We start from the raw sequence: 21,522 nt of genomic DNA, 5'->3' as shown, positions 1-21,522 counted from the left end.
AGTATGCAAGGGAACTCGATGTTTAAAAGGATCTTATCGACTTACAGTTTACTGTTTTTTGTTTTTCTCTATGCCCCAGTCATTTTGATTGTGGTGTATTCCTTCAACGCTAACCCTGTAAACATCATGAACTGGGAAGGTGCGAGTTTGGACTGGTACCGAATCATGTTTGGCTTGGAGACAGAAATGCAATTGCCGGACACGTATATTGATTCAACCGGGCAACTGCTGAATGCACTAAAAAACAGTTTAGTCGTCGCAAGCAGTGCAACCGTAATCTCCACTGTATTAGGCACCATGGTTGCGCTCGCATTAGCGCAATTTCGCTTCAAACTGCAGCCGTTTTATAAAATGTTAATGCACGTTCCTATGGTGATGCCAGACATCGTGCTGGGAATTGCGCTGCTGATATTTTTCATCGGTTCAGGTCTGACTCTCGGCTCTACGACCATTGTTATCGGCCATTGTACGTTCTTAATCAGTTATGTCTTTATCGTTGTCAGTTCACGACTGGCAGGGATGGACCCGTTATTAGAAAGTGCGTCTGCCGATTTAGGTGCCAATGAATGGCAAACATTTAAACGCGTTACTTTGCCTTTAATTCTGCCCGGTGTGATTGGTGGCGCTTTACTCAGTTTCATCATCTCTATTGATGATGTGGTGATCACTTACTTTATCAGTGGTACGGATTCGACCACTTTGCCTGTGTACATACTCAGCATGATCCGAAAAGGAATTAAACCGGAAATCAATGCTATAGCGACGCTAATGCTGCTGTTCTCATTAGTTATCGCTTATGTGGGCATCTACTTTAAATCTAAGAAAAGCTCAATATAAGGATATGGAGTTTAGATATGACGAGAAAACTCAGAGCTAGAGAGCTAGGTCTTCCGTTTCCTGGTGTGACTGGTGCGAACAACGCGATTACCGACGTTTCTGGAGTGTTGGTTGGCTATAAGACCCTGCTCAAAGATGATCCTGACTCACCAGTACGAACTGGGGTAACAGCGATATTGCCTCGCGGATACTCAAAGACTCCGCAGCCAGTTTGGGCGGGAAGCTATGCACTGAATGGCAATGGCGAAATGACCGGAACTCACTGGATTCAGGACGGCGGTTATTTTTGTGGGCCACTGATGATCACGAATACTCATGGTGTCGGGATCACTCATCATGCTGCGGTAAAGTGGATGGTGAATCATTACAAAGATGCCTGGGCAGACAATCATTTATGGGCAATGCCCGTTGTCGCAGAAACTTATGATGGTGTTCTTAATGACATCAATGCAATGCACGTAACAGAGCAAGATGCGTTTGATGCGTTAGAAAGCGCCCAAGATGGTGTGATTGCCGAAGGCAATGTGGGTGGTGGTACAGGCATGATCGCCTACGGTTTTAAAGGCGGTACGGGGACGTCTTCCCGAGTAGTCAAAGTGGGTGACGATAGCTATACCGTCGCAGCGCTTGTCCAGGCTAATCACGGAATTCGTCCTTGGTTTAATGTGCTGGGTGTGCCTATCGGGAAATACATGCAAGATGAGATGATGCCTGAAGAGAAAGAGATGGGGTCAATCATCGTGATACTTGCCACGGATGCACCGATGCTCCCTCATCAACTGAAACGCATGGCTAAGCGCGCGGCAATTGGCATTGGTAGAAATGGCTCACCGGGCGGCAATAACTCGGGCGATATCTTTTTGGCGTTCAGTACCGCGAACCAACAAGATTTGCCTCAGTTGTCAGGACATTACGCGTCAATGACGTGTGTGAACGATGAGCTGTTTGACGATTTCTACATGGCTGCGGTTCAGGCTGTTGAGGAGTCGGTGGTCAATGCCATGGTCGCGGCTGAAGACGTAACGACGTTTAAACCAGCAGGTTACAACTGCAAGGCCATCGATACGGGGGAGCTGGTTAAGCACGTCGATCGATTTTTTAGTGTGTAGCCTTGCTATTGATTGATGTTTAACAAGCAACCCAATTAAAGAGCCTTTGACGAGAACGCTCCGTTGTAGTCAAAGGCTCTTTTTATTTATGTGGTGATGCGGAGAACTAAATTGGTTCTCCTGCTTCATCTTCCTCGACGATGTCTGTTTCTAAGTTGGCTTCCGCTAGCCAGCGCTGCATGGTTTCGCTATGCAGCACTTTTTGCTGATATTGGGTCGCTTTTTCTGACAGTGTGATGCCGTAAGTGAGTGTGCGCAATACAACCGGTGCGTACATGGCGTCTGCAATTGACCATTCTCCAAAGAGCCAGCCTCCCGGGTACTGTTCCATTTGCTCTGACCAGATTTGATCAATCCGTGCGATGTCTTTAAGTGCTTCTTGACTCAAAGATACCGTTCTCTTGGCGCGACAGTTCATTGGCATTTCGTTACGTAGTGCCATAAATCCAGAATGCATTTCCGCTGAAATTGCACGCGCTCTGGCTCGCTCTGACTGATGTTGTGGCCATGCTTTTCCATTCAGGTAAGCTTCGTTAACGTATTCGAGAATCGCCAGTGAGTCCCAGACCGTAACGTCGTCACAAACCAGTGTCGGAACCTTGGCGGTTGGTGTAATACCCTCTAACGTTTTGTAGAAATCATCGGTGAACAGTTTGATCTTTTTGATTTCAACATCGATGTCATATTGCATAAAGATAAGCCATGCACGCAATGACCAGCTCGAGTAGTTTTGATTGCCGATGTAAAGTTTCATCAATACTTCCTTGTTTTTTCAGCACTTATAAGGAACATTTACGGTAACGGATTGTTTTATCGAAAACTAACGGATAGTTTTGATAGGACACATTAATAAAACCGATAGATAAGCTTAGTATGGATATTGATGCTTTAAAAAGTCTTCTCGCGTTTGCAGATACTGGTAGCTTTACCCGGGCAGCGAAGCAAATTAACCGAACTCAGTCTGCGTTTAGTGCCCAGATGCGCAAGTTGGAAGATGAACTGAACATTCGTCTGTTCGTCAAAGAAGGGCGTAACCTTGTGCTGAGTGAAGCCGGACTCGCATTACGAGCTCATGCTGAGCAGTTAGTCACTTTACACAATCATGCGGTTAATCAGGTGAGTCGTTATCAGGATAAGCTGCCACTCAGGCTAGGTTGTCCGGAAGATTACAACGACGCCATTCTGCCAAAAGTTATTGGTATCCTGAAACAAGCAGAACCCACATGTTCCATTCAAGTGTTTAGCCAGCCTAGTGTCACACTGCGAGAGTGGCTGGATGAAGGTAAAATTGATGCAGCCATACTGACGCGTTCTGCTGATAGCGAAGAAGGACACTGGCTTGCCCACGATAAAGGTGTTTGGATTGCCAATCAGGATTACCAAATGGATAAGACTAAGCCTTTACCACTCGCGCTTTTCCAGCCAGATTGCAAATACCATGCAGCGGCAATTGATGGGTTAACGAAAAGGGGCATCTCTTACCAGCTTTTAGCGTGTTGTAATACCGCGTCAGCTCAAAGGGCTATAGTCAGAGAAGGACTGGCAATTGGTGCGATGGGGCGTTTAAGCGTCTCAAGCGACCTGCAAATTCTAGCGAATATGCCACCATTGCCTGCTGTCGATATTGTGCTCGTTTCCGGAGTGAATCCACACCCATTACTCAGCTCTTTTGATCTGGCTTCCGCCAACTTTTCAATGGTGGATTAACCTAATGTATAGGAGTGTTTAGAAAAGCATTAACGCTGGTACAGCAATAGCTGCGTTAATGCTTATTCTGAATTAATGACCAAGTTTCAGCATGACTACACCAGACAAAATCAGCATAATGCCAATGTAGCGCACCATTGAAGTCGGATCTCCGTAGAAATAAACGCCGACAAGAAATGTCCCTGCAGCGCCAATGCCAGTCCAGACCGCATAGGCTGTACCCATAGGGATCACACGTTGTGCCGCAAATAACAGTGCACCACTGATCGCCATGAATAGTATCGCCATTGATATCCCTAATACCTTGTGCCCTGACTGAGCAACTTTCAATCCAACCGGCCATCCAATTTCCGTAAGACCAGCTAAAAGCAGATATAACCAGCTCATAATTTCCACCTAATTGGGTATAAAAACATTTGCGGGTCATGGTATCTGTTATTACGATAGATAAAAGTTAATAACTATCGAATTTTTTCATATGTTGAGTTTGGAACAAGTCAGGATGTTAGTCCTCTCTGCTGAGCTGGGATCATTTTCCGCATGTGCAAGGAAAATGGGCAAGGTTCAATCTGCAGTGAGCCATGGTATCAGTACGTTAGAGATCGACTTGGGAGTCGAACTGTTTGACCGTTCGGCCAGAAGCCCAAAGCTGACTCCGGCGGGAGAGCGTTTAATCCGCAGTGCGAAAAACCTGTTAGCTCAGGCGGACGAGTTTGAGAAAATCGCTCAATCTATTGAGAATCAGGAAGAAAGCCAGTTAACGATCGCTATAGATGACGGTGTATATAGCCCTAAATTAGCTGATCTATTTAAACGTTTAGATAGACAGTTTCCCACTATTCAGATTGATGTATTGAGTTTAGCCTCTGGTGATATTTCCACTGAAGTTGCAAATGGTGATGTGGATATCGGTGTGATGTTTACCGAGATCGAAGTGCTAAAGCAGGTCGACTTCTGTTATGTGGGGAGTATTGATTACCTACCGGTTTGTCATCCGGATTACCCGCTTGCGGATATTGAGGTTGAACTGCAATCTGATTTGGCGCCATTTCGCCAACTGGCAATTCGAGGGAAATCAAAAGTAGAATCGCAGGCATTGATCAGCATTGCACCAAAAGTTTGGTGGAGTTCAAGTCATTACAGTGCTCTGGAGTTAGTTAAGCAGCAGGTAGGCTGGGCTTATTTGCCTTCATTTTTGGTGAATGACTTAATAGACTCTGGTGAACTCCATAAAATTAAAGTGGCTTTTGACCATAAACCCTGGAACGCTCCCGTCGATTTAGTGTTTAAAAAAGGCAGAATGAATGGACCAGTATTTCAGTGGTTATTCGATGAACTCAAACAAATATTCACACCTACAACATAAACGGTGGTGAAAGGGGGAGAATCGCTGACTCCCGATGGCGCTCGGGCATATAGGAAAGTTCGCGAAGCTTAATTGATTCATATCAATGATATTGTTCAGAAAAATTGATGGAGTTGATTAATCCTTTGAGCTGATAATAGCCGTTGCAGATCTCTATAGTGAGTATTATTAGACTCAAAAGGGCAGTGGTTATGGGTGAATTAATGAATTTTATCGATAGAGTATTGGCGAAACCCGATCTGGGTAAATTAGTGTTACGTGTCAGTTTTGCATTTCTATTTTTATTACACGGCATCCACAAAGTTATCGGCGGTACGGATTTTATACAGGGCCTGTTAGTGGACCATGGTTTACCCGCTTTTATCGCTTATGGGGTCTACTTAGGTGAGGTTGTTGCACCAGTATTGATGATTATTGGTGTTTACACTCGTTTGGCTTCAGTGGTTGTTGCCGGCACCTGTTTAATGGTTATTTACCTTCTAAACATGGGAGATTTGTTCACCTTAAATAAGTTTGGTGCATGGGCGGTTGAAGGCATTGGCGTGTATCTGTTTGCCTCAATTGCGATCATATTTCTTGGCTCAGGAAAGTACGCAATAAAGCCGGACGCATAGTTAAATTTTTTCTCCAAAGTTCTCAATAACGCCGGGCATCTGCCCGGTGTTATTAATTCTATCAAATGCTTTAAATATTTATTCTAACAATAAATATTTAAGGGCATCTGCGTTACCTTCCTTTCTATCGTTATCGCTTCCAACAAACTATCTTGGCCCAAAACGGTTAACACGCTTTAAATGAGGCGACTACACTGTATTAATGTAGAAATTTGGACTTTAAGTAATATCGTAGATTTCAAGGAATCAATATGGCGACTAACCGATCCAGAAGATTGAGAAAAAAGCTTTATGTCGATGAGTTTAAAGTTTTAGGCTTTGCATTTTTTTGTCACCTGCACGTAAAGCAAGCAGCGGAATGTGATCAAATTATCGATGATTTCTTGTCGTTTATCGAAGAGCGAGGCTTAGTGATGGGCGGTGGAGCTGACCTGACATCCTTTGATGGCTTCATTGTCCCGGAGCGCCGCTACGATTCATCCTCAGAAGAGGATCGTTTGGCAGTTGAACAATGGCTAACCGAGCACAGCGGGTGCTCTGATGTTGAAGTCGGGCCATTAGTCGACGCCAACCAACCTGAGTGAATAAGTGAGCAGGGAGACGATAAATGAGCAAGGATATCGTATTGATACGCGGGCTTTTTCGTGGTCAATATCATTGGGGAGAATTTTCACAGCTACTGAATGAGCTTCTTCCTGACCAGAGAGTGATCGCCGTGGACATTCCTGGTACTGGTGCGCTTTCCGGAGACAAGTCGCCATGTTCTATTGAGGAAATGGTTGAGAGCATACGATTTCAACTAGCCTCAAATGTTCAGGTCGATATCATCGCCATTTCCATGGGAGGTATGATTGCGCTGAAGTGGGCAGAATTGTATCCCGATCAGGTAAGGCGGGTGATTTGTATCAATACCAGCAGTCGGGGCGTAAGCCCGTTTTACCAACGATTAAAGCCCGCGAACTACCTCAACATCATTCAAGCCTTACTTTCTGGCCCAGAGAAAAAAGAGTCCATCATTTATTCAATGGTTTCGAATCAGCCGTTAAGCCAAAAAGTTATTGATGATTGGGTGATGCTTGGCAAGTTATATCCAACGACAACCATGAATTTTTTGCGTCAGTTATTCGCAGCCATTATGTTCAAAGCGAAACGTCCGAACAATGAAATACTGTTTATCTCTTCACTCGAAGATTCGCTGGTCAGTAATATTGCTACTCAATCACTTGCTCAAGTTTGGGACATGCCGATCATATATAACCACGGTGATGGTCACGATATCCCTTTAGATAATCCAGAATGGCTAGCTTATAAAGTGATTCGATATTTAAAGCTGGATGAAGGACAACAAAACGCCACCGTACGTTAGGTGACGTTTATGTTTATTTTCAGTATTAAGAGCTCATTGACTGAGCGATCATGGATTCTAACCAGTGTAAGCTGGTAGTAGTCCGATCATAGCCATAAAGTGGAACGCGGCAGTAAGTACACCAAAAGCGATGACGCCCATCAACATAGGTTGACCACCTGGCGCTCTAAAGCCCCCTTTAGTGCCACTTTCTTTGCGTGCTTTTTTAACCAATAGTGCAGGTACAATACAGGTCCATACCGTTGCGGCTGCGCCAGCATAACCAATGGCACTGACAAAGCCAAACGGAGCGATAACGGATAAAACCAGAGGCGGTACAAAAGTAACAGCCCATGTTTTAGCTCGTCCAGTACGGTTGTCTTCAAACTTAAATAGATCCGCCAAGAAATCAAAGACTCCCAGACCTACGCCGATGAAGGATGACAGAATCGCAGCCATTGAAAAGCTGTTGATCGCCTGACTTACTTTTTCTGATTCAATCACAGAACTCAGGGCACCTAACAGTGCATCGACGTTACCACCTTGTTGAATAACAGGGCCAAAATTAACGCGAGGCAAATTACCAAAGATGCTTGTGAGCCATAACAAATACAGAGCCGAAGCGATGACAGTACCGCCCAGAATCGCATATTTAGCTTTGCGTTCTTCACCGTAATAGGCACGCATAGAGGCAACGGAGTGGTGGTAACCAAATGAAGTTAGAGCAACGGGTAATACTGCCATAGCGTAGGGTGCGTATTGTGATTCCTGACTGATCGTATCCAACAAGATAGAAGTATCAATATTTGCGGCCAGACCAGATATACCAAATACAAAGCTTAGTATCATGAAGAGAATCAACAGAACTGAGATTCTGTCTACTGCCCGGGTCGAATGCCACACAAAAGCAGAAAAGATCGCAACAAAAATAACTGAAGCGCTTTTACTATCGATATCAAGCAAGCTCTGAATAATTAATCCGGAAGAGGTAATATAGGCATAAAGTAAAATGCCACCAACAAAATACACCGTCAGGTTATTAATAAAATTAATTTTTTTACCAAGAAGCTCTTTTGTAACAGTATTAAAAGAGACTTTTAAATCATATTCCTTGAAAGCTTCTAACAGCATCCATCCAGATATAGTCATCACTACCATGGTTAATAAAATGGCTAGAATTGACCATACTGTCCACGCACCAGCACTTGCACTCGGTAGGCCAAGCATACCTGCACCGACACATACACTGGCAATAATACAAGAGCCACCAACTAAAGATGGGGTTTTATTCATTATGCTAATCCTTTATCAAAATAAATAAAAAGCGCAACCGGCTTAGCTGCGCTTAAATTTTAATATTTATGCAGTTGCTACTACGTTCACTGATGCAGTTTCAACTTTGGAATCGACTTCTTTTAGTCGTGCCGTAAAGTGACGTAAAACTTCTGGTTCATAAGTAAAGTCCAGACCTTTAACGTTCGAGGCATTTTCTTTGACCGCTTTGAATGCTTCGACAATGAAGTCCATATGCGTTTGTGTATACGTAGCGCGAGGGATCGTCAGGCGTAGAAGTTCCGCTGGGCATGGGTGCTGCTTGCCTGTCGCAGGATCTCGGCCAAGTAGAAGGGAACCAATTTCTACTGCGCGGATACCCGCAACTTTATACAGCTCACACGCCAGTGCATGCGCAGGGAATTGTTCTGCAGGAATATGAGGAAGCAATTTGCTTGCATCGACGAAGGCAGCGTGTCCGCCTGCCTGCTGACAGACAATACCAATGTCTTCCAACTTATCTACCAGGTATTGCACTTGGCCGATTCTGTATGCCAGCCAATCCTGACGCATACCATCATAGAGTCCAACCGCAAGGCGCTCCATTGCTCCACCCTCCAGTCCACCGTATGTTGGGAAACCTTCTTGAACGACACACAGAGTGCGACATTCTGTGTATACATCCATCATGGAGTCGTCTTTGAAGCAAAGTAAGCCACCCATTTGTACCATGGCATCTTTCTTTGCTGACATGGCCAGACCATCTGCGTATTTATAGCTTTCCTTGGTAATCTCTTCGATTGACCAGTCACTGTAGCCTGCTTCTCTTTGCTGAATAAAGTAAGCATTCTCCGCAAAACGAGCCGAGTCCATGATCACAGGGATATCGTATTTTTGGCCAATTTCATAAACCGATTTAAGGTTTGAAAGTGACACAGGCTGACCGCCTGCTGAGTTACATGTAATCGTGCTGACAATATACGGTACGTTTTCTGCGCCGACTTCTAAAATTGCCTGCTCTAATTTTTTCAGATCAAAGTTACCTTTGAAGTCTGCTTCGACAGAAGTATCAAAGGCTTCTTTTGTATAGACGTTTTTTGCAACACAACAATTTAGTTGCGTATGACCTTGTGTTGTGTCGAAAAAGTAGTTAGACAGCGCGACCATCTTGCTTCTGTCGAGGCCTTTTTCTTTTTCTCGCTTTTTAATCAGTACCGGAATGTAAATCTGCTCTGCACCACGGCCTTGGTGAGTTGGGATGGTGTATTGATAACCGAAAATATCTTCTACTGCTTTTTGAAGTGTATGGTAACTACGGCTACCGCTGTATGCCTCATCACCACGTAGCATGGCTGCTTGCATCTCTTGCGTAATGGCACCAGTACCACTATCAGTAAGAAGATCGATAAACACATCTTCACTATCAAGAAGAAAAGGGTTCATGCCCGCTTTTAGTATCGCTTCTTCTCTATATTCACGAGTCGTACGTTTTACAGGCTCAATCACTCGAATACGAAATGGTTCAGGTAGGTGTTTAAAGTTTTCCATTTTATTTTCCCTAAAAGATGAATAGTTCTTTGATCGTTTTTGATACATACAGATAGGTTTAAATAAGACTCTGCCTTCCCGAATGCTTAAATTCAGAAATAAACGTAGAGAATAATCAAACGGACTTTTGATATAGGAAAGCAGATATGCTTTCGAATCTGGTCAGATTGAGTTTTCTTGTATCTGTATGCTTTAAATGTTGGGGGTAATTAAATTGGAGGTGCTGTTAATGACTAGCAAACCAATCTAAAACGCACAGTGTTGTGCACCCAATGAGAGGTGTTACTGGGCAGGGAAAAAGAAGGCGATTTTAAAATCTAACGTTATCCAATTACTGATGTGGCTTGTACACAACATACGAAGTTTCCTTGATAGAACTAAGTAAACAAAACAATTTAACTCACAACGTACAGCGTCAACGCTTGGTAAGTTGCTGATGACTCATGCATGAACAATCAGTCATCCATTCATTCAGTATCTAATCTGATACAGCAAAATACGGGCCAATATTTATCTCATTGTTTTATATTGAAATGATTTGTGTTCTTTTCTGGTGGTGTGTAAGTGTTGCACTATTTTGGAACAAGGTTGTTCTTTTTTGAGGCACGACAAATACAGTTAATGAAAAGAGTTGGGTTGCTGGATCTATCGAGTATTCAATCAGATTGAGCTGACGCAACCACACAAATATTTACACCAATTATAAACAGACTGCATGTGACTCCTCACTTAAGACGAAGAACCTTTAATTCAATGCCTTAGATCCTTATTGCTAAATTTGATCAAAAGTAACTTTACTAAAACTGTACCGTACAGTACAGTTTGTGCAGTTCATTCGTTGAGGTATTCATAATGAAAAAGAAAGCCATCGCTTCGTTGCTTGTTTTAGGTTCTCTGCTTGGTGTTGGTTGCAGTTTCTATCAGCCGAATTTGGTTGAGACGGATAACGCTTACGTCCATTCCGATGTGACGGCTATCTCTCCTGAAGTTGCCGGACAAGTCAGCCAGTTACTTGTTGAGGACAACCAATGGGTAAGTAAAGGCACGCCATTATTTTCAATCGATGATGAGGACTTTATTGCCAATAAAGAGATCGCTGAATCCGCTTTAGATGTTGCAAATGCTGCCATTACAGCTAACCAAACTAAAACCGAAATGCAATTGGTGAAAATTGAGCAGGCAAAGCAAAGCATTCATAGCGCGCGAGCAAATTCAGAGCATCAGGCAGCGGAGCTGAATCGTTTGTCAAGTCTGGTGAAAAAGCAATCGGTCAGTAAAAACCAGTTCGAAGCCCAGAAGACGCGCGCTATTGAAGCAAGCAGCAAACTGGAAACGGTTAAGCTGGCGCTAAACGCAGAACAAAAGCAGTACGAAGCGTTGAAAACCGAAAAGAAACAACTTATTGCCCAGAAAAAACGAGCGGAAGCGAACCTGCGTCTTGCCAACATCGCGTTAGAAAGAACGGTGGTAAAAGCGCCATTTGATGGATTTATTGCAGATAGACAAGTTCAGGTTGGTAAGTTTGTTCAGCCTGGTATGGGTCTTATTGTCATGGTTCCGGATTATGTTTGGGTCGAAGCCAACTTCAAAGAAACTCAGTTGGAAAATGTGGTTCAAGGGCAGGAGGTTGAAGTGGTTCTGGATATGTTCCCTGACAAGCCTCTAAATGGTCGAGTTGCTTCTATTACACCTGCAACTGGAGCTCAGTTTAGTTTACTTCCACCACAAAATGCGACGGGTAACTTCGTCAAAGTAGTTCAGCGAGTACCTGTGCGAATCGAGTTAGATATTCCACAAGAGCTGAGAAAACGTATTTATCCGGGGCTCTCTGTGGAGGTAGCGATTAAAACCGAAAAGCAAGGGTAATTTCCGATGAAATCACGTACTCCTTTATTGATATGGGTGCTATTCGCACTTGCCGCGTTTGGCATTAGTTCGGTGATGTTTACTGAGCTTTCGCATGAAATGGCGGCGACGGTAGGGTTATCGCTCGATGAAGTTGCACGGGTAAAAATTGGTATGCTGATCGCTCAAGTTACGGGCTACATATTTGCGTCAATTTTGGTCCGTAACTCGAGTGCTTATCGGCTTTTGGTCACCGCTCTGATCGCAGAGATAGCGGCAAGTATGCTTCTCTATATGCAGTTACCGATTCCATGGTTATTCACACTGACTTGGCTGTGTTGTGGTTTCTTCATGAGTGTATTGCTGGTGGTGGTCAATATCTATTTGCTTGATGTATTTGAGCAGCGCTGGTTACCCGCGATTATTGCACTGACGTTAGTCTTGACTACGTTGGCACCAATGGGGCTCTATCCTTGGCTAATGGCGCAATTGTTAGAAGTGTTTGATTGGTCGTTGTTTTGTGTCGTCGCGGCTTGGTTGTATTTTTCTGCCCTTGTTCTCGCCAGCGTTTATAAACCTGAACCAATAAAAATGGTTGAGAAGCCTAAATCACACTTAGTCGTTTATGTGGTATCAGCATTGGCGGTAGGGTTGAGCGTTTATTTGTTGATGCGAGGCCGTTACTACAACTGGCTTGATTCAACGGTTTTCTTCCAGCTTACTCTGGTAGCGGCCATATTAGGGTTGTGTTTGATTTACCTGTTAACCAAGCGACGCCGATTAAATACCGCATCTACGGAATTACACAACACGCTGAAAACCAACGTCTACATGTATAACGCGTTTCTGGCAGGTTTTGCTGTGATGGCAAGTAATACACTGTTTGTAAACTTTCTTGAGATGGCAATGAACTATAACCACTTAAACGCAGGATATGCCCAGTTGCCTTTCTTCTACGCCATGTTAGGCGGGATGTTGATTAGTGTATCGGTGTTTTATTTACGACGAACATTGGTTGATGCGGTTGTCCCATTGGGTGTATTGATGATCTTACTATCGGTACATAAATTCAGTTTGCTACCAAGTTATGCTGGGGCAGAGTCTTTGCTTGTTCCTATGTTACTGCGTGGTTTCGGTGTAGGGATGTTGAACGTATCTGTGACGATTGCGGTGTTAACCTATTTTAAGGATCACGAACGCCTCGAAGGTATCTGCAATTTTTACTTGTTCCGAACCATAGGTGGGGTTATCGCTGGTGGCTTTTTTTCTGGTGTGATGAATACGCACAGTGCGCAAGCCTCGGGTGAGATTGGACGAACCATAGAACAGACGAGCGATACACTCTCTAGTTACCAACAAGGGCTTGCCAGTACGATTCTGACTAATGGTCATCTACCCAATCCCTCAGTGGGGGCAGGGCAACTCGGTGCTATCGTTAAAGAGCAAGCCACGACGTTGGCATTAAGTAACGCTTTGATAGTCTTTATTTTCTCGGTTGTTGTGCTTGCGCCTATTCTTCTGATTGGCAAGAAAATAGTGGCAAAACGCGAAGCAAGTCAGAAGTAGGGTGCTTTTTAGCTCAGTGAGCGGCCCCGAGAGGCGTAGCTGACTATCTCTGATAGAGCGATAGAAAAGCAGTGACTGCTTTATGGGTGTGGGCAGTCAACTCTTCTTCATTCGGGAACTCAAATCCCATTAAGGCTTTGGTCTGATAGTCGAGTTTGATCAGAGCAAGAAGCTGCCCACAAGCGATGTCTGGATCATCGATACGTAATTGTTGGCTGACGGTGTCTGTCTTTAAAAACTCAATTAAGTGTTGATGAATCCGCATTGGGCTCGTTTGCCAAAATTGTCTCGGTATTGAGTCGTGTTTATAAAAGTCTGCAGAAATAATTCGGTAGAGTGATAGAACCGGATTGGAACAAATGCCGCGTAAATACTTTTTCGCGAAGTCTTCCAAAGTCTCTTGCAGAGACTCTCCGTGTTTTTCTGAAAGTTGGAATGCCGACTCTAAACTAGCTTGCGTGTTATACGATAGGACCTCAATAAACAGCCCTTCCTTATTGGAGAAATAGCGGTATAAAGTCTGTTTTGAGCCGCCGCAAATGGCGACTATTTGATCCAATGACGTGTCTTTGTAACCCTGCTCAATAAAAAGCTCAGTGGCCACTTCAATGATTCGAATTCTTTTCTGTTGCGTGGACGCTCGCATAACAAAACCCAGTTTAAATCAGACTGTTCAGTACAGTACCACTATTAGCGAGGAGAGACACATGTTTTCCTGTCCTAAAGACAAAAAGGCGACTCAAGGCCGCCTCTTAATCTTAATGTCGATAGTATAAAGAAATACGATTACCGTCGATTTCCTGAACGATAAACCGAATCTCATAAATATCGCTTAGTACCGCCTCATCGATGACTTCGTCTACCGTACCCGCTTTTATCACTTCGCCCAGTTTCATCGCGACGATGTGGTCTGAATAACAGGAAGCAAAGTTAATATCGTGAATCACGATAACTACCGCCTTATTCTTCAGTTTGGCTAACTTGTGCAGTGTGCTCATGATATCTACGGAGTGCTTGATATCGAGGTTATTCAGTGGTTCATCAAGAAAAATGTAATCTGTGTCTTGCGCGACGACCATAGCGATGAATGCCATTTGGCGTTGGCCACCAGAAAGTTGGTCAATAAATCGATCTTGTAAATGGTCGATTTCCAGATGCTGCATGGACTCTTCGATGATGCGGTGATCTTCTTCTGCTAAACGTCCCTGAGAGTATGGGAAACGCCCAAATGCGACCAAATCTCGCACCGTAAAACGCATATTGATGTTGTTGGATTGGCGCAAAACAGAGAGGCGTTTTGCTAAATCTTCCGTGTTCCACTGATCGAGTGGTTTGTCACCAATGACGACTGTACCTGCATCACTCTCCGTCAGGCGACTTGCCATGGAAAGCAGGGTACTTTTCCCTGCGCCATTTGGGCCTATAATGCTGGTAACTTTACCTAGTGGAAAAAGGGCATCAGCATTTTTCACCACGTATTTTTCGTTGTATTTTTTGCTTAAACCTTGAATACGGATCATGGGATAAACCTTTAATCGAATTTATTTTTCATAAGCAGCATTAAGAAGTAACCGCCGCCAATAAAGTTGATAATAACGCTGATGGTGGTGTCGAAATCGAACAGGTTTTCGACCACCCATTGGCCGCCAGACAGCAAAACCACTGACAGCACAGAACTGGCGACAATCAGAAGGCGATGCTGGTAGCCGGTAAATATTTGGCGGGTCAGAGCAACAACAATTAAACCAAAGAACAGGATTGGGCCGATAAGTGCTGTGGAGATAGACACCATAAGTGTGATGATGAACATGACCTGCATTGTCAGTTTGTGCGTATCGACACCCAGACTTCTGGCGTTATCAACACCGAGCCACATCACGTCCAGCTTGTGGGCAATACGCATTAAATAAGCACCACACAACAGCAACGGAGCTACACACCAGTACACCAACTCACTGTTGATATTATTAAAGCTGGCAAACATGGAGCCCTGAATGAAGTTAAACTCGTCCGGATCTGTCACCATAGTGAAAAAGCCCGTTATGCTGCTGAACAAACTACTTAGCACGATACCAATGAGTAATAGAGTAAAGATGTTGCGCTGATGACCTCGAAAATAGAAGCTGAACAGCGTCATCGCACACACGATCATGATGCCAGTCGATAAGACAAAGTTGAGTTTACTATTGATGATAAACGCACTCAGACCGCCAAACATCACCACTAATATCACCTGAATCATCACGTACAGCGAATCAAAACCCAGGATTGATGGCGTCAGGATTCGGTTATTGGTAATGGTCTGGAAAATTAACGATGAGGACGCAATCGCTATGGCCGCCAACACGATCGCCAGCACTTTTGGAATGCGGCGAGATAAGAAGAATTGATAGTTGTCAGGCGTTAAGCCTTTACCGATAAACACGGCACAAATTAGTACTGCGATAGCCGCGAGTACCATGACTTTGATGGAATCACGCATTCGCTTTGTCTCTCAGTACCAGATAAATGAAAACAGAACCGCCTAAGATGCTGATGATCATCGAAATTGGGATTTCATAAGGGAAGATAATCAGGCGACCTAAAATGTCACAGGTCAGCACGAGAATCACGCCTGCGAAAGCTGTCCAAGGCAAGTTACGACGCATGTTGTCGCCAATGAATATCGATACTAAGTTCGGCACAATAAGCCCCAGGAAAGGAATCATGCCTACAATCATCACGACAGATGACGATAAGACTGCGACTAAAATTACGCCAATTAACACGATGCGTTGGTAGTTCAAACCGATGTTTTTCGCGAAGCTCTCACCAACGCTTGCTGCGCTGAAGCGGTTGGCGTAGGCGTAAGCCAATATAGATACTGGCAGCGCTAAGTATAAGAACTCGTAGTTACCACGCAGTACAGAAGCGAAATTCGCTACTGTCCAGGAACCAAGCGTCTGCACCAAATCATATTTATACGCGACAAAGGTCGTCATTGAAGAGACCACATTGCCATACATGATGCCAATCAGTGGGACTAAAACCGTGTTCTTAAACTTCAAACGTTGCAGGAAGCGGACAAAAATGACAGTGCCAAGTACAGAAAAAGCGAAGATGGTGAGGAGATGAACCCAGCTACTCATGTCTGCAAAGAAGATCAGAGCGACGATGTAACCGAACATTGCCCAGTCCACAGTGCCCGTGGTGGAAGGGGCGGCAAATCGGTTTTGCACGATTTGTTGCATGATTAATCCGGCGATACTCAACCCTGCTCCGGCCAGGATAATGGCGAGTAATCTAGGCAGGCGACTGACCAAAAGAATGTTCAAACTGTGGCTGTCGCCAGCTAATATCTGCGATAGAGATACGTTTGCTACTCCGACTAACAGGGAAGTACCTGCGAGGACGATGAGCAAAACGAAAGCCAAAATATGATGTAATTTCATAGTGAAGATACAGCTTTATAAATACGACAATGACCTTTCACGCCATGAGCGGAAAGGTCATCTTGAATAGGGTGATTAAAGGGAGATTGCTTAGTTAACAACGACTTGATTAAGCTCTTTAATCATGGTTTGGGTTGAATGGTAGCCACCTGCAGTTAAGTACCAGGCTGCTGGATCAATAAACATGACACGCCCATTTCTCGCGGCTGGTGTAGATTTCACGAGTTCATTATCAAACAGTGCCTTTGCTTTACCGTTACTTTGGCCGATCGCTTGCTCGCGGTCTAGGACCAACAGTACTTCTGGTTGTGCGTCTGCAATGTATTCAAACGAAATCAGGTTGCCGTGTTTACCGGCCACGGATTTCACGTTGTCTGATTTTGATGTTTTAAAACCGGCTTCATCATAAATAAATGAGAATCGGCTGTTCTCACCGAACATTGCCAGGTTGTTGCCGCTGTTAGAAACCGTCAAAGCGCGCGGTGGGTGAGCGGCCACTTTTGCGTGAAGATGATCGATCTGGTCTTGAACATCGGTAATTAGCTTCTCAGCTTGCTGTTCTTTATTGAAAATATCGCCAAGATTACGCCAGTGCTTTTGGGTGGTTTTCCAGTAGTCTGTGTTATCGATTTCGAACATGTAAGTTGGTGCGATGTCCTTGAGATCTTTGTAGCTATCTGCCATTCGCGCTTCTGCGATGATGAGATCAGGCTTGAGCGTAAATAATGTCTCGAAATTCACTTCTTTTACGCTTCCGGTATTCGCCACAGAATCGGCTTTATATTTTTCCAACGTTGCTGGAAGCAGTGTCTTTGGCACACCAACAGGCGTGATTCCAAGAGCATCGATATAATCCAGACTACCGTAGCCCAGCACGACTACACGTTTCGGTACTTCATTAATTTCTACCGAGCCCAAGCTGTGTTGGTAGGTTTTTGCGATTGCCCCCATAGGCGCCAATGCAAGTAGCAAAGTCCCTGTTGCTATACGAAGAGAAGTTTTACCAAACATAATGATTTCCAAAAGGTGCGCATAATCAGCGGGCTACCTGAAAAAGCGACTAAACCATAAAAACGGACCGCAAGGTAAGCTGAAAAGCTATGTTACTAAATTTTCTTAAAAACAAATAAGAATGATTATTGATTGCAGATACGTTAGCAGATAGTCTATATGCAGCAACAGTATTATAAGAATAGTGGGTATTCAAAAAGTGAATTTAGCTCAGGTCGACTTAAACTTATTATTTATTCTCAAGAACTTACTTGAGGAGAAGCATGTATCTAATACCGCAATTTTGCTAAATATGAGTCAACCATCTGTGAGTCGCTCTTTACAAAAGCTCAGAAATTTGTTCAACGATGAACTTCTGGTAAGAACGGCCCACGGTTATGAACTGACACCAAAAGCAGAGGTGATCAAACAAGATTTGAACACGGTACTGACTGGATTAGAAAAGCTGATGTATGGCCAGTCTTTTGTACCGGAAAAGAGCAAGGGTACGATACGCTTCTACGGTTTGGTACCACAGGTCATCATGCTGCTTCCAAGCGTGATTTCGCGCATCAGGGAAGAAGCGCCCAATATGATTGTCGACGTAGACTCTATCCCTAAAAGGCACTTCGATGCTCTGATTACCGGTGACGTGCATTTCGTGCTCTCCACTGCGTCGCCACCAAGCTCGGAGCAAAATCTGTATCGAATGAAAATTGCCAGCCGCGACTATCGATTCCTTATGAGTGAAAATCATCCTTTGGCGAATGTCGAAGAGTTGACCATAGACATGCTACTGGAATGTAACTTTGGCCAGATTTCTCTGCAAGGCGGAAAAACGTTATCGATTAATCACCGATTTGCCGAGCTTGGGGTAGTGGATAAGAACCGGCCACTATCTATCCCACTGCAGCTTTCAAATTTTAATGTTGCACCAACAATCGCCGAGGAAACGGACGTGATTTTTCATTTACCAACACCATTTGCAGAAGGAGCCTGTCTTGGGCGTAGACTGGTGACCAAAACGGTCCCGGAGGAAATTCGTCTCGATAGCGAATCGGTCTATTTGTATTGGCATAAACGATATCATAACGATCCGATGTGCATTTGGGTTAAGTCGTTATTCAAAGAAATATATGGCTCAATTGAAGGTGAATGATTAAATGTTCCATTATTCATAAATTGCATAGTGGTAATTTATTGGCTGGATATAGGGGAACTTGTCTTAGGTAAATAAAACATATTTAATGCGAACCATTATCATTATAAATTTCAATAAGAATAACAGGTTTTAATATGTCTAAGACGATTCTGTTCGCACCGAAACCATTAGCAGTGGCGGTTGCACTATCCACTTCATTTTCAGTATTGGCTGATACTACTGCACCAACCGATGTCGATGAACAGATGGTTGTAACGGCAACACGTACTCAATTGGAGCTGAAAAACGCACCTGCGTCGATGTCTGTCATTACAGCAGAAGATATCGCGAATGACCCAGGTATTACATTGGCAGATATCGTTGCCAACCAAACCAGCGTGGAGGCTGATTACGACAGCACACGTGCGGGACGTCAGCAGATTTCTATCCGTGGTATGGATTCAAAGTACACCCTCATTATGGTGAATGGCCGTCGTATGAGCTCAGCAAGTGCGATCGTTCGTGGTAACGATTTCGACCTTTCTGCAATCCCTATGGATTCGATTGAACGTGTCGAAATTATCCGTGGTCCTATGTCGGCGCTTTACGGTTCTGACGGTATGGGCGGTACGATAAACATCATTACTAAGTCCCCAGAAAATGACTGGAGCTCTCAGCTTAGTTTGGATAACGCCACACCAAATGATAGTAATGGCGGCCAGAAGTACAGCGTTGGATTGACAACGTCAGGTGCGTTGATTGATGACACCTTATTTGCACGATTCTCTGTTTCGCAAACCAGTCGTGACGCATGGCAACCTTACTCAGGTACTAAAACGGTAAGGGGCGTTGATTACGACCGTTCGGAAATTACAGCGTTAGAGGGGCGTGACACGTTGTCGATGTTTGGTACCTTGTCATGGCACTTATCGGAAAATCAGTTTATCGATTTGGACTTAGGGTACAGTGATGACGAGCGTGATACGGTTGCTGAAAGTGCAACGACGATACTTACTTCTAATTCGCGAGTGAAACGTGACAGTCAGGCAATTTCACACTCTGGATTATGGTCTTGGGGGGATACTCAAGTACGATACTCTCGTGAGAATGTGGAAAACGTAGAAGCTGCCAATGATGGGGCGGACTCCATTGAAGAACTGACGCAAATAGTTGAAGCGTCGGCAACGACTTACTTGGGTGAAAGTCATACGCTCACGTTTGGTATGGATTACCAGAACAGCGAACTGACTAACCCAGAAAACATAGTGGGTAACAAAGCGGAAGCCTACCAAGGTGCGTTTTTTGCTCAAGATCAGTGGGAAGTGACAGACACCTTAACCGCAACCATTGGCGGCCGTTTTGATAAACATGAACAATATGGTGAAGAATTCAGCCCACGTATTTACCTGGTGCACCAAACGACAGATTCCCTAGTATTAAAAGGTGGCGTAGGCAAAGCGTTTAAAGCGCCAACTATGACACAAAATAACCCAGACTTTAAGTTGATTAGCTGTAAAGGCAACTGTGATATTGTAGGTAACGAAGACCTTGACGCGGAAACCAGTATTAACTACGAACTTTCTGCGCTGTATAGTGCTCGGAACTGGAATATTGAAACGGCGCTATTCCGCAATGAGGTTGATAACCTGATCGAACAATCCGATGTCTTCTGTGAAACAGGGTCTTGGTCAAGCTCTGTTATGAGCTGTATTGATGAAGATGGAAACGCGATTGATCGTGATATATCGAATCCATACAAATCCTACACCAACGTATCGAAAGCGGTTATCCAGGGCGTAGAAATGTCTGGTAGCGTTCAACTTTCTGAGCAATGGGCAATGTCAGGTAACTACACTTACTTAGATACAGAAGATAAATCGACAGGTGAAGAACTCAATGAGCGCTACAAGCACTCGGCATTCGCTCGCCTGAACTGGTATCCAACCAAAGATCTCGATCTGTTTGCGAGTGTTCGTTACCGTGGTGAGCGTAAAATTGATTCTGAGTTGACTCAAGACGCTTACACGACTTTAGATTTGGGTACGGTATATCAGGTGAATGACTCACTTCGAGTTCGTGCGGGTATTACCAACCTGACAGATGAGAGCGTATCTAAAGCGCTTGAAGATATTGGTTATGTTGAAGCTCCGCGTACTTACTATGTAGGTATGACAGCAAACTTTTAGTCGAATCTAACCAATTAATAAAGGCGTTACAGCACAACTGTAACGCCTTTTTCTTTTTAGCTATTGTACTTAAGTAATGAAAGGGGAAAGGGAATGCTACAAACATCTTGGCTGTTTTGGGCGCTATTGTCTGCGGTTTTTGCGGCACTCACCGCAGTACTGACAAAGCTAGGTGTCGCGAACATTAACTCAGATTTGGCGACCTTTATTCGGACGTGCGTGATTCTCGTTTTGGTCAGTCTGATCGCCTATTCGACTAAGCAGTTTAGTGCGCTTAGTGATATTTCTACTAAAGGCTTTGTATTTTTAGTCTTGTCCGGTTTAGCCACCGGTGCATCATGGCTTTGCTATTTTCGCGCGATGTCTCTAGGGCAAGCCTCCCAAGTGGCGCCAATTGATAAACTCAGTGTGGTGCTGGTGGCCATATTTGGAGTGGTGCTGCTGGGTGAAAAGCTAAGTATGATTAACTGGATGGGGATTGGGTTAATCGCTGTTGGTGTGATTTTGGTCAGTCTGAAAAATTCTTAAACTATCAAAACGAATCCACTTCAGAGTGGATTCGTCA

At 44.1% G+C, this 21,522-nt stretch carries 22 protein-coding genes; 12 read left to right on the top strand and 10 right to left on the bottom strand.

Annotated elements, in window-relative coordinates; all coding sequences use genetic code 11:
* Window positions 1-18 precede the first annotated feature (18 nt).
* Window positions 19-837, top strand: a complete 819-nt coding sequence (locus WJM94_RS08605; protein WP_444493838.1) for an ABC transporter permease — start codon at window positions 19-21, stop codon at window positions 835-837.
* Window positions 838-854: 17 nt separating this feature from the next.
* Entirely contained in the window at window positions 855-1,946 is a 1,092-nt protein-coding gene (locus WJM94_RS08600) for a DmpA family aminopeptidase (RefSeq protein WP_444493837.1), read from the top strand.
* Between the two features lie 106 nt (window positions 1,947-2,052).
* Here the strand turns inward: WJM94_RS08600 and WJM94_RS08595 are convergent, their stop codons facing one another.
* Entirely contained in the window at window positions 2,053-2,700 is a 648-nt protein-coding gene (locus WJM94_RS08595; RefSeq protein ID WP_444493836.1) for a glutathione S-transferase family protein, read from the bottom strand.
* 119 nt (window positions 2,701-2,819) lie between these two features.
* Between WJM94_RS08595 and WJM94_RS08590 the strand changes: the two genes are divergently transcribed.
* Window positions 2,820-3,653: a LysR family transcriptional regulator gene (locus WJM94_RS08590; RefSeq protein WP_444493835.1), complete on the top strand. Its 834-nt coding sequence runs from the start codon at window positions 2,820-2,822 to the stop codon at window positions 3,651-3,653.
* Window positions 3,654-3,725: 72 nt separating this feature from the next.
* Here WJM94_RS08590 and WJM94_RS08585 read toward each other — a convergent pair whose 3' ends face one another.
* Entirely contained in the window at window positions 3,726-4,040 is a 315-nt protein-coding gene (locus tag WJM94_RS08585; protein ID WP_444493834.1) for a DMT family transporter, read from the bottom strand.
* Between the two features lie 91 nt (window positions 4,041-4,131).
* On the opposite strand from WJM94_RS08585, the gene WJM94_RS08580 reads away from it, so the two are divergent.
* From WJM94_RS08580 to WJM94_RS08565, 4 genes are all read left to right on the top strand, one after another.
* Window positions 4,132-5,019 (top strand): LysR family transcriptional regulator, encoded by an 888-nt coding sequence (locus tag WJM94_RS08580; RefSeq protein ID WP_444493833.1) that lies wholly within the window; start codon window positions 4,132-4,134, stop codon window positions 5,017-5,019.
* Between the two features lie 203 nt (window positions 5,020-5,222).
* Window positions 5,223-5,633, top strand: coding sequence for a DoxX family protein (locus WJM94_RS08575; protein WP_444493832.1), 411 nt, complete (start codon window positions 5,223-5,225; stop codon window positions 5,631-5,633).
* A 251-nt stretch (window positions 5,634-5,884) separates the two neighbouring features.
* Window positions 5,885-6,217, top strand: coding sequence for a YggL family protein (locus tag WJM94_RS08570; protein ID WP_444493831.1), 333 nt, complete (start codon window positions 5,885-5,887; stop codon window positions 6,215-6,217).
* A gap of 23 nt (window positions 6,218-6,240) precedes the next feature.
* Entirely contained in the window at window positions 6,241-6,999 is a 759-nt protein-coding gene (locus tag WJM94_RS08565) for an alpha/beta hydrolase (RefSeq protein ID WP_444493830.1), read from the top strand.
* Between the two features lie 57 nt (window positions 7,000-7,056).
* Here the strand turns inward: WJM94_RS08565 and WJM94_RS08560 are convergent, their stop codons facing one another.
* From WJM94_RS08560 to tnaC, 3 genes are all read right to left on the bottom strand, one after another.
* A complete protein-coding gene (locus WJM94_RS08560; protein ID WP_444493829.1) occupies window positions 7,057-8,271 on the bottom strand; it encodes an aromatic amino acid transporter in 1,215 nt (404 codons plus the stop codon).
* Between the two features lie 66 nt (window positions 8,272-8,337).
* On the bottom strand, window positions 8,338-9,798 hold the full coding sequence (tnaA, locus tag WJM94_RS08555) for a tryptophanase (RefSeq protein WP_444493828.1): 1,461 nt from the start codon (window positions 9,796-9,798) through the stop codon (window positions 8,338-8,340).
* Between the two features lie 282 nt (window positions 9,799-10,080).
* Window positions 10,081-10,155: a tryptophanase leader peptide gene (gene tnaC, locus WJM94_RS08550; protein ID WP_444493915.1), complete on the bottom strand. Its 75-nt coding sequence runs from the start codon at window positions 10,153-10,155 to the stop codon at window positions 10,081-10,083.
* Window positions 10,156-10,650: 495 nt separating this feature from the next.
* Between tnaC and WJM94_RS08545 the strand changes: the two genes are divergently transcribed.
* Window positions 10,651-11,664, top strand: a complete 1,014-nt coding sequence (locus WJM94_RS08545) for an HlyD family secretion protein (protein WP_444493827.1) — start codon at window positions 10,651-10,653, stop codon at window positions 11,662-11,664.
* A 6-nt stretch (window positions 11,665-11,670) separates the two neighbouring features.
* The gene (locus tag WJM94_RS08540; RefSeq protein ID WP_444493826.1) at window positions 11,671-13,209 is read left to right on the top strand and encodes an MFS transporter; all 1,539 of its coding nucleotides are present in this window, start codon (window positions 11,671-11,673) and stop codon (window positions 13,207-13,209) included.
* A gap of 43 nt (window positions 13,210-13,252) precedes the next feature.
* On the opposite strand, the gene WJM94_RS08535 is transcribed toward WJM94_RS08540, so the two are convergent.
* The 5 genes from WJM94_RS08535 to WJM94_RS08515 form a co-directional block, all read right to left on the bottom strand.
* Window positions 13,253-13,855 carry a TetR/AcrR family transcriptional regulator gene (locus WJM94_RS08535; protein ID WP_444493825.1) on the bottom strand — a complete coding sequence of 201 codons (603 nt, stop codon included), beginning with the start codon at window positions 13,853-13,855 and terminating at the stop codon, window positions 13,253-13,255.
* 112 nt (window positions 13,856-13,967) lie between these two features.
* A complete protein-coding gene (locus WJM94_RS08530; RefSeq protein ID WP_444493824.1) occupies window positions 13,968-14,729 on the bottom strand; it encodes an iron ABC transporter ATP-binding protein in 762 nt (253 codons plus the stop codon).
* Between the two features lie 11 nt (window positions 14,730-14,740).
* Complete coding sequence (locus tag WJM94_RS08525; protein WP_444493823.1) at window positions 14,741-15,691, bottom strand: iron chelate uptake ABC transporter family permease subunit; 951 nt, start codon at window positions 15,689-15,691, stop codon at window positions 14,741-14,743.
* Window positions 15,684-16,640 carry an ABC transporter permease gene (locus WJM94_RS08520; RefSeq protein WP_444493822.1) on the bottom strand — a complete coding sequence of 319 codons (957 nt, stop codon included), beginning with the start codon at window positions 16,638-16,640 and terminating at the stop codon, window positions 15,684-15,686. The genes WJM94_RS08525 and WJM94_RS08520 overlap by 8 nt, the downstream gene beginning before the upstream one ends.
* 90 nt (window positions 16,641-16,730) lie before the next feature.
* Complete coding sequence (locus tag WJM94_RS08515; protein WP_444493821.1) at window positions 16,731-17,651, bottom strand: siderophore ABC transporter substrate-binding protein; 921 nt, start codon at window positions 17,649-17,651, stop codon at window positions 16,731-16,733.
* 199 nt (window positions 17,652-17,850) lie between these two features.
* Between WJM94_RS08515 and WJM94_RS08510 the strand changes: the two genes are divergently transcribed.
* The 3 genes from WJM94_RS08510 to WJM94_RS08500 all read left to right on the top strand — a co-directional run bounded on the left by WJM94_RS08510 (window position 17,851) and on the right by WJM94_RS08500 (window position 21,485).
* Window positions 17,851-18,789 (top strand): LysR family transcriptional regulator, encoded by a 939-nt coding sequence (locus WJM94_RS08510; protein ID WP_444493820.1) that lies wholly within the window; start codon window positions 17,851-17,853, stop codon window positions 18,787-18,789.
* Between the two features lie 137 nt (window positions 18,790-18,926).
* Window positions 18,927-20,957 (top strand): TonB-dependent receptor domain-containing protein, encoded by a 2,031-nt coding sequence (locus WJM94_RS08505; protein WP_444493819.1) that lies wholly within the window; start codon window positions 18,927-18,929, stop codon window positions 20,955-20,957.
* A 93-nt stretch (window positions 20,958-21,050) separates the two neighbouring features.
* On the top strand, window positions 21,051-21,485 hold the full coding sequence (locus tag WJM94_RS08500) for an EamA family transporter (protein ID WP_444493818.1): 435 nt from the start codon (window positions 21,051-21,053) through the stop codon (window positions 21,483-21,485).
* Window positions 21,486-21,522 lie beyond the last annotated feature (37 nt).

Origin of the sequence: Vibrio sp. YIC-376, assembly GCF_052353105.1 — a bacterium.
Taxonomy (GTDB): domain Bacteria; phylum Pseudomonadota; class Gammaproteobacteria; order Enterobacterales; family Vibrionaceae; genus Vibrio.
Note: the sequence above shows the minus strand (reverse complement) of the source record. Positions and strands in the feature narration are given on the sequence as shown.

Excerpts from the sequence above, each read along its gene's own strand:
- WJM94_RS08500 (WP_444493818.1), top strand. The coding sequence starts at position 21,051 with ATGCTACAAACATCTTGGCTGTTTTGGGCGCTATTGTCTGCGGTTTTT.
- WJM94_RS08605 (WP_444493838.1), top strand. The coding sequence starts at position 19 with ATGTTTAAAAGGATCTTATCGACTTACAGTTTACTGTTTTTTGTTTTT.
- WJM94_RS08535 (WP_444493825.1), bottom strand. The coding sequence starts at position 13,855 with ATGCGAGCGTCCACGCAACAGAAAAGAATTCGAATCATTGAAGTGGCC.
- WJM94_RS08520 (WP_444493822.1), bottom strand. The coding sequence starts at position 16,640 with ATGAAATTACATCATATTTTGGCTTTCGTTTTGCTCATCGTCCTCGCA.
- WJM94_RS08505 (WP_444493819.1), top strand. The coding sequence starts at position 18,927 with ATGTCTAAGACGATTCTGTTCGCACCGAAACCATTAGCAGTGGCGGTT.
- WJM94_RS08515 (WP_444493821.1), bottom strand. The coding sequence starts at position 17,651 with ATGTTTGGTAAAACTTCTCTTCGTATAGCAACAGGGACTTTGCTACTT.
- WJM94_RS08595 (WP_444493836.1), bottom strand. The coding sequence starts at position 2,700 with ATGAAACTTTACATCGGCAATCAAAACTACTCGAGCTGGTCATTGCGT.
- WJM94_RS08565 (WP_444493830.1), top strand. The coding sequence starts at position 6,241 with ATGAGCAAGGATATCGTATTGATACGCGGGCTTTTTCGTGGTCAATAT.
- WJM94_RS08545 (WP_444493827.1), top strand. The coding sequence starts at position 10,651 with ATGAAAAAGAAAGCCATCGCTTCGTTGCTTGTTTTAGGTTCTCTGCTT.
- tnaA (WP_444493828.1), bottom strand. The coding sequence starts at position 9,798 with ATGGAAAACTTTAAACACCTACCTGAACCATTTCGTATTCGAGTGATT.
- WJM94_RS08585 (WP_444493834.1), bottom strand. The coding sequence starts at position 4,040 with ATGAGCTGGTTATATCTGCTTTTAGCTGGTCTTACGGAAATTGGATGG.
- WJM94_RS08600 (WP_444493837.1), top strand. The coding sequence starts at position 855 with ATGACGAGAAAACTCAGAGCTAGAGAGCTAGGTCTTCCGTTTCCTGGT.
- WJM94_RS08540 (WP_444493826.1), top strand. The coding sequence starts at position 11,671 with ATGAAATCACGTACTCCTTTATTGATATGGGTGCTATTCGCACTTGCC.
- WJM94_RS08530 (WP_444493824.1), bottom strand. The coding sequence starts at position 14,729 with ATGATCCGTATTCAAGGTTTAAGCAAAAAATACAACGAAAAATACGTG.
- WJM94_RS08590 (WP_444493835.1), top strand. The coding sequence starts at position 2,820 with ATGGATATTGATGCTTTAAAAAGTCTTCTCGCGTTTGCAGATACTGGT.
- WJM94_RS08575 (WP_444493832.1), top strand. The coding sequence starts at position 5,223 with ATGAATTTTATCGATAGAGTATTGGCGAAACCCGATCTGGGTAAATTA.
- WJM94_RS08570 (WP_444493831.1), top strand. The coding sequence starts at position 5,885 with ATGGCGACTAACCGATCCAGAAGATTGAGAAAAAAGCTTTATGTCGAT.
- WJM94_RS08525 (WP_444493823.1), bottom strand. The coding sequence starts at position 15,691 with ATGCGTGATTCCATCAAAGTCATGGTACTCGCGGCTATCGCAGTACTA.
- WJM94_RS08560 (WP_444493829.1), bottom strand. The coding sequence starts at position 8,271 with ATGAATAAAACCCCATCTTTAGTTGGTGGCTCTTGTATTATTGCCAGT.
- WJM94_RS08580 (WP_444493833.1), top strand. The coding sequence starts at position 4,132 with ATGTTGAGTTTGGAACAAGTCAGGATGTTAGTCCTCTCTGCTGAGCTG.